This is a genomic window from Nocardia sp. NPDC050717, from assembly GCF_040654275.1.
Lineage (GTDB): Bacteria > Actinomycetota > Actinomycetes > Mycobacteriales > Mycobacteriaceae > Nocardia.
The window spans coordinates 1-8,376 of the sequence record NZ_JBFAHR010000035.1; the positions used below are offsets into that span (position 1 = coordinate 1).

Annotated in this window: 7 protein-coding genes; 3 read left to right on the plus strand and 4 right to left on the minus strand. The window is 69.9% G+C overall.

What is annotated here, in order from left to right:
* Nucleotides 1-87: 87 nt before the first annotated feature.
* On the minus strand, nucleotides 88-1,233 hold the full coding sequence (locus AB0H56_RS31840; RefSeq protein ID WP_357170511.1) for an acyl-CoA dehydrogenase family protein: 1,146 nt from the start codon (nucleotides 1,231-1,233) through the stop codon (nucleotides 88-90).
* Between the two features lie 43 nt (nucleotides 1,234-1,276).
* The gene (locus tag AB0H56_RS31845; protein WP_357170513.1) at nucleotides 1,277-2,746 is read right to left on the minus strand and encodes an aldehyde dehydrogenase family protein; all 1,470 of its coding nucleotides are present in this window, start codon (nucleotides 2,744-2,746) and stop codon (nucleotides 1,277-1,279) included.
* Between the two features lie 253 nt (nucleotides 2,747-2,999).
* Between AB0H56_RS31845 and AB0H56_RS31850 the strand changes: the two genes are divergently transcribed.
* The 3 genes from AB0H56_RS31850 to fadD5 are packed head-to-tail and all read left to right on the plus strand — an operon-like array spanning nucleotide 3,000 to nucleotide 6,379.
* Nucleotides 3,000-3,983, plus strand: a complete 984-nt coding sequence (locus AB0H56_RS31850) for a nitronate monooxygenase (RefSeq protein WP_357170516.1) — start codon at nucleotides 3,000-3,002, stop codon at nucleotides 3,981-3,983.
* Nucleotides 3,983-4,789, plus strand: coding sequence for an enoyl-CoA hydratase-related protein (locus AB0H56_RS31855; RefSeq protein ID WP_357170519.1), 807 nt, complete (start codon nucleotides 3,983-3,985; stop codon nucleotides 4,787-4,789). Before AB0H56_RS31850 ends, AB0H56_RS31855 begins: the two co-directional genes overlap by 1 nt.
* Before the next feature lie 18 nt (nucleotides 4,790-4,807).
* Nucleotides 4,808-6,379 (plus strand): fatty-acid--CoA ligase FadD5, encoded by a 1,572-nt coding sequence (fadD5, locus tag AB0H56_RS31860; protein WP_357170522.1) that lies wholly within the window; start codon nucleotides 4,808-4,810, stop codon nucleotides 6,377-6,379.
* A gap of 67 nt (nucleotides 6,380-6,446) precedes the next feature.
* Here the strand turns inward: fadD5 and AB0H56_RS31865 are convergent, their stop codons facing one another.
* Nucleotides 6,447-7,856: a lipase family protein gene (locus AB0H56_RS31865; RefSeq protein WP_357170525.1), complete on the minus strand. Its 1,410-nt coding sequence runs from the start codon at nucleotides 7,854-7,856 to the stop codon at nucleotides 6,447-6,449.
* Nucleotides 7,857-7,860: 4 nt separating this feature from the next.
* The coding region (locus tag AB0H56_RS31870; protein WP_357170528.1) for a diiron oxygenase at nucleotides 7,861-8,376 on the minus strand (516 nt) is incomplete at its 5' end.

Sequence of the window (8,376 nt, forward strand, 5' to 3'; positions counted from 1 at the left end):
CTGGGCGATCAGCTCGTTGTCGAGCGCCTTGTCCAGGCCGTGGTCCTGGGTGCCGGTGCAGCGGGTGTCCTGGTTCATGCCGCCCTGTCAGAGCCCGTACGTCTTGCCGATGATGTCGCGCTGGATCTCGCTGGTCCCGCCGAAGATCGTCGACACCAGCGCGCCGCGCACGTGCTTCTCCATGTCGAATTCCCTGGCGTAGCCGTAGCCACCCATCATCTGCATGCCCGCCAGCGCGACCTGCTTGGAGGTCTCGGTGGCCTTGAGCTTGGCCATCGACGCCTCGCGCGCGAACGTCTTGCTGGGGTTGGCGTCCACCGCCGCGGCCACGCTGTAGACCAGCAGCTTGGTGCATTCGATCTCGGTCGCGAGATCGGCGATCCGGTGCCGCAGCGCCTGGAAGGAGCCGATCGGCCTGCCGAACTGCTTGCGCTCGCTGATGAACTGCAGGGTGTCCTCGAAGGCGCGCTCGGCGGCGCCGAGGCTCATCGCGGCCAGAATCAGGCGCTCGAAGTTCAGGCCCGTCATCAGCTGACGCCAGCCGTTGCCCACCTCGCCGACGACCGCGTCCTCGGGGAGCAGACAGTCGGTGAAGTACAGGTCGTTGGTCTCCTTCTGGTTGCCCATCAGCTCGATCGGGCTGATCTTGAGACCCGGCGTGTTCGCGGGCACGTGGAACATGGTGAGTCCCTCGTGCTTGCCGCCGCTGCGGTCGGTGCGCGCGACCAGCAGGATGTTCTCGGAGATGTGCGCGTTGGAGCACCAGGTCTTCTGGCCGTTGATCAGCCAGCCGTCGGTGGTCTTCTCCGCGCGGGTGGTGAGCGCGCCGACGTCGGACCCGGCCTCGGGCTCCGACATCGAGATCGACTGCGACGCACCGCGAACGATGCCGCGCAGCACCTCGTCCTTCTGCGCCTCGGTGCCGAACTTGGCGTAGGCGCCGCCGGTGATCAGCGTCGGGCCGATGGCGCCGATGGGCAGCATGCCGCGCAGGCTCTCCTCGAGCAGGATGCACATGTCGACCATCGAGGCGTCGGAGCCGCCGTACTCCTCCGGCACGGTCAGGCCGAGCCAGCCGAGTTCGGCCATCTTGCCGTACACCTCGGCGTTGTGCTGTTCGGCATCGTGGTGGGTGAGCGCGTCGCGCTTCTCCCTGGTGCCCGCCTCGCGCTTGGCGAACGCGGCGACCGCCGTGGCGAAATCCTGCTGTTCCGGGCTGAATTCGACGCCCATGGATGTGTCCCTCTGCTTTCGGTGTCGGGGTGGATGAACGGGTCTACTTCGCGCGGCCGAAGCGGCGCGCGGTGAGCTTGCGCACCATCGACATCGTCGACTCGGTGCGGGCGAACGACAGCAACGCCATGCCGGGGACGACGAAGCGCTGCCGGGCGATCGAATGCGGCCGGGTGAAGCCGAGCAGGCCCGCGGCGCCGTGGATGCGGCCGATCCCGGACTCCCCCACCCCGCCGAAGGGCAGCGCGGGAATCGCGGCGTAGGCGGCGGGGCTGTTCACCGAAGTGGCGCCGACCCGCAGCTGCCGGGCGATCTCCATGCCGCGCTTGCGGGAGAACACCGTCGAGGCCAGGCCGTAGCGCGAGGCGTTCGACAGCCGGATCGCCTCCTCCACATCGCGGACACCGCGGATGGTGAGGGTGGGTCCGAAGGTCTCCTCCGCGACGGCCAGCGAATCCTCGGGGGCGTCGAGCAGCACGATGGGGCTCACGAACGGCGCGGTGATCGAGTCGCGGCCGCCGACGATCGCCGTCGCACCCTTGGCCAGGGCGTCCTCGACGTGCTCGGTGACGATGTCGACCTGGGCGGGCAGCGTCATCGGGCCGTAGGCGGCGTCGGGCCCCGAGCCCGGCTTCAGGTCGGCCACCCGCTTGGTGACCTCGCCGACGAACTCGTCGAGCACCGAATCCACCACGTAGCACCGCTCGGTGCCGACGCAGGTCTGCCCGGAGTTGGCGATCGCCGACCAGACGATCGCGTCCGCGGCCGCCGCGACATCGGCGTCCTCGGCGACGATCGCCGCGTCCTTGCCGCCGCATTCGAGGACCACCGGCGTGAGCCGCTGCGCGGCCGCGGCCATGATCTTCTTGCCGGTGGCCGTGGAACCGGTGAAGGCGATCATGTCGACCTCGGACTCCACCAGCGCGCGACCGGTCTCGCCGTCGCCGCTGACGACACTCAGGATGCCCTGGGGCAACGCTGGATTGGCCTTGGTGAAGGCGTCGGCGAGCCAGTGCCCGACACCGAGGGTCAACTCGCTCGGCTTGAAGACCACGGTGTTGCCCGCGGCCAGCGCGTAGGCGATGGAGCCGTTCGGCGTGTACACCGGATAGTTCCACGGCCCGATCACGCCGACCACGCCGTGCGGCCGCTGCTCGATCACCGCCTCGTGGTTGGCCATCATCAGGCCGGGAAAGACCTTCTTGGGCGCGAGTACCTTCGGCGCGTTCCTGGCCGCCCAGTTCAGATGCTCGACGGCGGTGATCACCTCGAGGTAGGCGTCCTCGAGCGGCTTGCCGTTCTCCGCCTTGATCAGCTCGCAGAACTCGTCGATGTTATTGATGATGCCCGCGGCCCAGCGTAGGAGTGCCCGCTTCCGCTCGGTGAACCCGAGTTCACTCCAAGTCCGCGCTGCGGTCCGAGCACGCGCGACGGCGGCGGCAACGGCGGCCGCGTCGTCGACCGCCCAGGTGCCGACCGGCTCCCCGGTGGCAGGGTTCACGGTGCTCACCATCTTCGCAGAATTGGGTGCGGTAGTGGGGGTTTCGGTCATTCTCGACCTTCCTTCGACTAGCTCGGCGACTGATGCGTCCAGGTCGGGACATGCGCGGGGTTCCGCGTGTCACGCGAACTGTTGACAGTCCGCGCCGACCGCCATTAAGTTAATCACAATTCTCGATAAGTTAATCACGGTTCTCGCAAGTTGCAAAGGGCTGCCCCCACCGGTGGCGGCCTGCGGGAACATCGGATCCGAAAGGGAGGGCGCGATGTTGCGCACCCGGTTCACCGAGGCGTTCGGGGTCGAACACCCCATCGTGCAAGGCGGGATGATGTGGGTCGGCCGAGCCGAACTCGCGGCCGCGGTCTCCGAGGCGGGTGGTCTCGGCATCATCACCGCGCTCACCCAGCCGACGCCGCAGGCCCTGCGCGAGGAGATCGCCAAGGCCAGGGATCTCACCGACAAGCCCATCGGCGTGAATCTCACGATCCTGCCGTCGATCACGCCGCCGCCGTACGAGGAGTACCGGCAGGCGATCATCGACTCCCGCGTCCCGATCGTGGAGATCGCCGGCGGCAATCCGGCCACCCACCTGCCGTTCCTCAAGGACGCCGGGATCAAGGTGCTGCACAAGTGCACCAGCGTCCGGCACGCGCTCAAGGCGCAGCAGGTCGGTGTCGACGGAGTGAGCATCGACGGCTTCGAATGCGCGGGTCACCCCGGCGAGAACGACACGCCCGGCCTGGTGCTGATCCCGGCGGCGGCGCGCGAACTGGAGATCCCGATGATCGCCTCCGGCGGCATCGCCGACGCGCGGGGCCTGGTCGCCGCGATGGCGCTGGGCGCGGACGGGGTGAACATGGGCACCCGATTCCTCTGTACGGTCGAGTCGCCGATCGCGCACGCGGTCAAGGAGAAGATCGTCGCCAACACCGAGCTCGACACCAAGCTGATCTTCCGCACGATGAACAACACCGCCAGGGTCGCCGACAACGCCGTCAGCCGCCAGGTCGTCGAGATCGAACGCGGCGGAGGCACGTTCGACGACGTGCGCGAACTCGTCGCGGGCGCGCGCGGGCGCAAGGTCTACGAGAACGGCGACGTCGACGCGGGCATCTGGAGCGTCGGCCAGTGCCAGGGCCTGATCCACGACATCCCGACCTGCGCCGAGCTGGTCTCGCGCATGGTCCGCGAGGCCGAGGCGCTCATTGCCGAGCGGCTGGCGAGCTCGGTCGTGACGGTGGTGGCGTGATGAGCGAGAGCATCCACGTCAACGAGGAACGCGGCGTTCTGCGCGTCACGATCGACCGCCAGGCCCGCCTGAACGCCATCGACCTGGCTTCGATGGCCGAACTGGCCGAGGTGATCGGCGCGGCCGCGGACCGGCCCGAGACCAGGGTGATCGTGCTGACCGGCGCGGGCAAGGCATTCTGCACCGGCGCCGATCTGGCGGCGGCAGCGGCGGCGGGCGGCAACGAGGCCTCCCCCGAGCTGGTGATGGACACCGCCAACGCCGCGGTGCGCGCGATCATCGACTCTCCGCTGCCGGTGATCGCCCGCGTCAACGGGCCCGCCGCCGGTGTCGGTGCCTCGCTCGCCCTGGCCGCCGACCTCGTCTACGCGGCCGAGGACGCCTACCTGCTGCTGCCGTTCACCTCCATCGGCCTGATGCCCGACGGTGGCGCGACGGCGATCGTCGCCGCCGCCATGGGCCGCGCCAGGGCCGCGGAGATGGCGCTGCTCGGCGGCAGGCTGCCCGCCGCCGAGGCCGCCGCCGCCGGCCTGATCACCCGCAGCGTGCCCGCCGCCGAGCTCGACGAACTGGTCGGGACGGTCGCCGCCAAGCTCGCGGCCGGCCCACGGCGCGCGCTCGAACTCACCAAGGCCGCCCTGAACGCGGCCACCCTGCCCGGCCTGGACTCCGCGCTGGCCACGGAGAAGATCGGCCAGGTGGAACTGCTCACCTCCGCGGACTTCCTCGAGGGCATGACCGCGATGCTCACCCGCCGCGCACCGCAGTTCGCGGGTGCGCCGAGCCCGATCGCCGACCCGGCCTAGCACTTTCGAGGAGACGACATGTCCACTGCCGCAGAACCGATGCGCTCGCGACGCAATCACTGGATGAACCAGATCGCGATCCACGCCACCGCCATCCCGGACGCGCCCGCGCTGCGCTACCTCGGCAAGACGACGAGCTGGCGGGAACTGCACGAGCGGGTCGGGCGCCTGGCCGACGCCCTGTCCCGGCGCGGGATCGGCGCGGGTGATCGCGTGCTGATCCTGATGCTCAACAACACCGAGTACATCGAATCCGTCTTCGCGATCAACACGCTCGGCGCGATCGCGGTGCCGGTGAACTTCCGGCTCACCCCGCCCGAGATCGGCTACCTGGTCGCCGACAGCGGCGCCACGGCGATCATCACCGAGGCCATGTTCGCCCCGCTGGTCACCGCGGTGGCCGAGCAGACCGGCGGCCTCGACACCCGCATCGTGGTGGGGGTCGGCACCTGCGAGGGGATGCTCGGCTACGACGACCTGCTCGCCGAGGAGGGGGCCCCGCACGAGCCGGTCGACGTGCCGGAGGATTCCGCCGCGCTGATCATGTACACCTCGGGCACCACCGGTAACCCCAAGGGCGCGGTGCTGACCCACCTGAACATGAACTCGCAGGCCCTCACCTGTATCCGGGCCATGCGCTACGGCGCCGACGACATCGCCTTCTGTGCCTCGCCGCTGTTCCACATCGCCGGATTGGGCAGCGTCGCGGCCTGTTTCGTGCTGGGCGCGCTGACGGTGATCCATCCGCTCACCGCCTTCGACGCGACCGAGGTCCTCGACGCCTGGGAGCGCGAGCGCGCCACCTCGGTGTTCCTCGTGCCCGCGCAGTGGCAGGTGGTGTGCGCCGATCCCACGGTGGCACAGCGTGATCTGCGGCTGCGGGTGATCTCCTGGGGCGCGGCGCCCGCGTCGGACACCGTGCTGCGGGCGATGGCCGAGACCTTCCCCGACGCGCTCAACGTCGCGGTGTTCGGCCAGACCGAGATGTCACCGATCACCTGCGTGCTCGACGGCGAGGACGCCATCCGCAAGCTCGGCTCGGTCGGCAAGCCGATCCCCACCATCGCCACCCGCGTCGTCGACGACGAGATGAACGACGTGGCGCCCGGCGAGATCGGCGAAATCGTCTACCGCGGACCGACATTGATGCGCGAGTACTGGAACAACCCGCGCGCCACCGCCGACGCCTTCGCGGGCGGCTGGTTCCACTCCGGCGATCTGGTGCGGGTCGACGAGGAGGGCTTCGTCTACGTCGTCGACCGCAAGAAGGACATGATCATCTCCGGCGGCGAGAACATCTACTGCGCCGAGGTCGAGAACGTCCTGTTCGCGCATCCCCGGATCCGGGAGGCGGCGGTGATCGGGCGCGCCGACGACAAGTGGGGCGAGGTGCCGATCGCGATCGTCGCGGTCGAGGGCGAGGACGAACTCGACCTGGCGGCGCTGGAACCGCACCTGAACGCGCACCTGGCCAGGTACAAGCACCCCAAGGGGCTCGTGATCGTCGAGGCGCTGCCGCGCAACGCCGGCGGCAAGGTGGTCAAGCACGAGCTGCGCAAGCTGCACGGTTCGGCGGCCGCCGTCAGCTGAGCGCGGCACCGTCCGATCCCGTTGTGCCGGTGGCGCAACGGGATCGGGCGTGTCCGGGGGGGTGCGCTCAGGCCGCGCGGCGGTCCGTGCCGAGATCGGCATCGGGGACGGGCCGGGTCGCCGATCCGGGCATCGGCCGGGCGAAGAGCACCCGCAGCGCGGCATGCGCCAGCTCGAGGAGTCCGCGGCGGCCCGCGGGCAGGCCGAGCACGCTCCACACCGTCCTGGTCTCCGAGGGCGTCACCGGCGCGCCGGCGAAACGGTCGGCCAGCCAGTTCAGGCTCAGTGGCGTCGAGAGGGCCAGTAGCGTGAGGTGCTCGCTGAGCCGGTCCCGCAGGTAGGTGACATGCGCGCCGTGCGCACGGTAGCGCTCCACCAGCGCGTCGATGTCGTCGCTCGCGATGATCTGGTCGTGCACCGCCTGCACCACCAGCATGGGCACCTCGGGGGCCGAGGTGCCCAGCTCGGCGTCGGCGAACACCGCGGCCATCTCCTCGAGCGCGAGCAGCTCGGCCAGCGGGATGCTGATGTGGCGCTCCACGTTGTAGCGCGCCAGGCGCAACACGGTGGCGCCCGTGCTGGAGGTGGCGGCCCGGTCGAGCACGGCCAGCCCCGCCTCGTTCACATGCGCGCCGAGGACCGCGTCGAAGGCCGGATACACCCGGCGCAGCGCGGCGACGACCAGCGTCGGCAGGCCGGCGTGCAGCCCACCGTTGAGCCGGTGGAAGGTCGCGACCAGATCACCCACCGGCGAGCCGAGGACCGCGCCGATGATGTCGAGTTCGGGAGCATAGGTGGGCGCCGTCTCCGCCGCCCACGAGGTGGCGAGTCCGCCACCGGAATAGCCCCACAGGCCCACCTGCGCCGTGGAGTCGAGGCCGAGCGGGCCGAAGGCCAGCGCGGCGCGCGCGCCGTCGAGCGCGCGGTAGCCGGGTTCGCGCGGGGCGCCCCACGCGCCGAGCATGCCCTCGTGATCGGGGATCGAGATCGCCCAGCCCCTGGTCAGGGCGTCGGCGAAACAGAGCAGCTCCACATGGGCGAAGGTGCCGATCGCTCGTGAACCGCGCTGGAGCCCGTAGGACGGGAAGCCTCGCGAGGACACGGCGTCGATGGCGCACTGGAACGACAGCAGCGGCGTTCCGGGCGCGGTGCCACCCGCGGGGGCGATCACGGTGGTCACGCCTGCGTCGGGCTTGCCGTTGAGATCGCTGGTGCGGTACAGCAATTGCCACGCGGTGACCCGCAACGGGATCAGCCCGAAGGCCGCGAGCTCGATCGGCCGCCAGCGCAGCACGGTGCCGGGCGCGTGCTGGGCGTAGTCCTCGTTCGGTCGATAGAACGGGTCGTCGTCAGGCAGCAGCGCCGTGGTGGGGGCGGGCCAGCTCTCGGCGCGCGGCGGGGTGTGCTCGGCAGTCAACGGAAAGGTCTCCAGTGGTCGATCGGGCCGGTCGGTGACGACCGGCCCGGCGGGGATCATCGGCTCAGGCGATGCGGCGCGCCGGCTCGCTGCGGTAGCGCGAGGCGGGGCCGCCGATGCCGAGCAGACGCCAGGTCAGCTTGGCGAGGGGGTTCATCATGCCGGTGTCGGTGACGAGGGCGCGGACGTCGCCGAACACGTCGCGCATGGTGGTCTGCGACTCGGGACTGCCCCAGTACGCCTCGCGCATCACCTCGGCGGGGATGTCGAACTTCTCGACGAACTCCTTCGGCGGCGTCGCGATCATCGACAGCATGACCCGCATGGCGATCGGGAAGGCCACCGACAGCGCGGTCTTGGTGACCGGATGCATCGACGGCACGTTCTTGCGCAGGTATTCGTGCGCGAACGAGATGTGCCTGGCCTCCTCGGCCACATGGATCTGCATCACCCGATGCACCATCGGATGCAGGTTCACCCCGCCCCGCAGCAGCGACTTCTGCAGGTGATCGATCGGTTCCTCGCCGCCGAGGATCATCGTGAAGAACAGCTCGGGGAAGTACTTCACCGCGGGCCAGAT

Coding starts and splice junctions, on each gene's coding strand:
- AB0H56_RS31840 (WP_357170511.1), bottom strand. CDS start 1,233: ATGGGCGTCGAATTCAGCCCGGAACAGCAGGATTTCGCCACGGCGGTC.
- fadD5 (WP_357170522.1), top strand. CDS start 4,808: ATGTCCACTGCCGCAGAACCGATGCGCTCGCGACGCAATCACTGGATG.
- AB0H56_RS31855 (WP_357170519.1), top strand. CDS start 3,983: ATGAGCGAGAGCATCCACGTCAACGAGGAACGCGGCGTTCTGCGCGTC.
- AB0H56_RS31865 (WP_357170525.1), bottom strand. CDS start 7,856: ATGATCCCCGCCGGGCCGGTCGTCACCGACCGGCCCGATCGACCACTG.
- AB0H56_RS31845 (WP_357170513.1), bottom strand. CDS start 2,746: ATGGTGAGCACCGTGAACCCTGCCACCGGGGAGCCGGTCGGCACCTGG.
- AB0H56_RS31850 (WP_357170516.1), top strand. CDS start 3,000: ATGTTGCGCACCCGGTTCACCGAGGCGTTCGGGGTCGAACACCCCATC.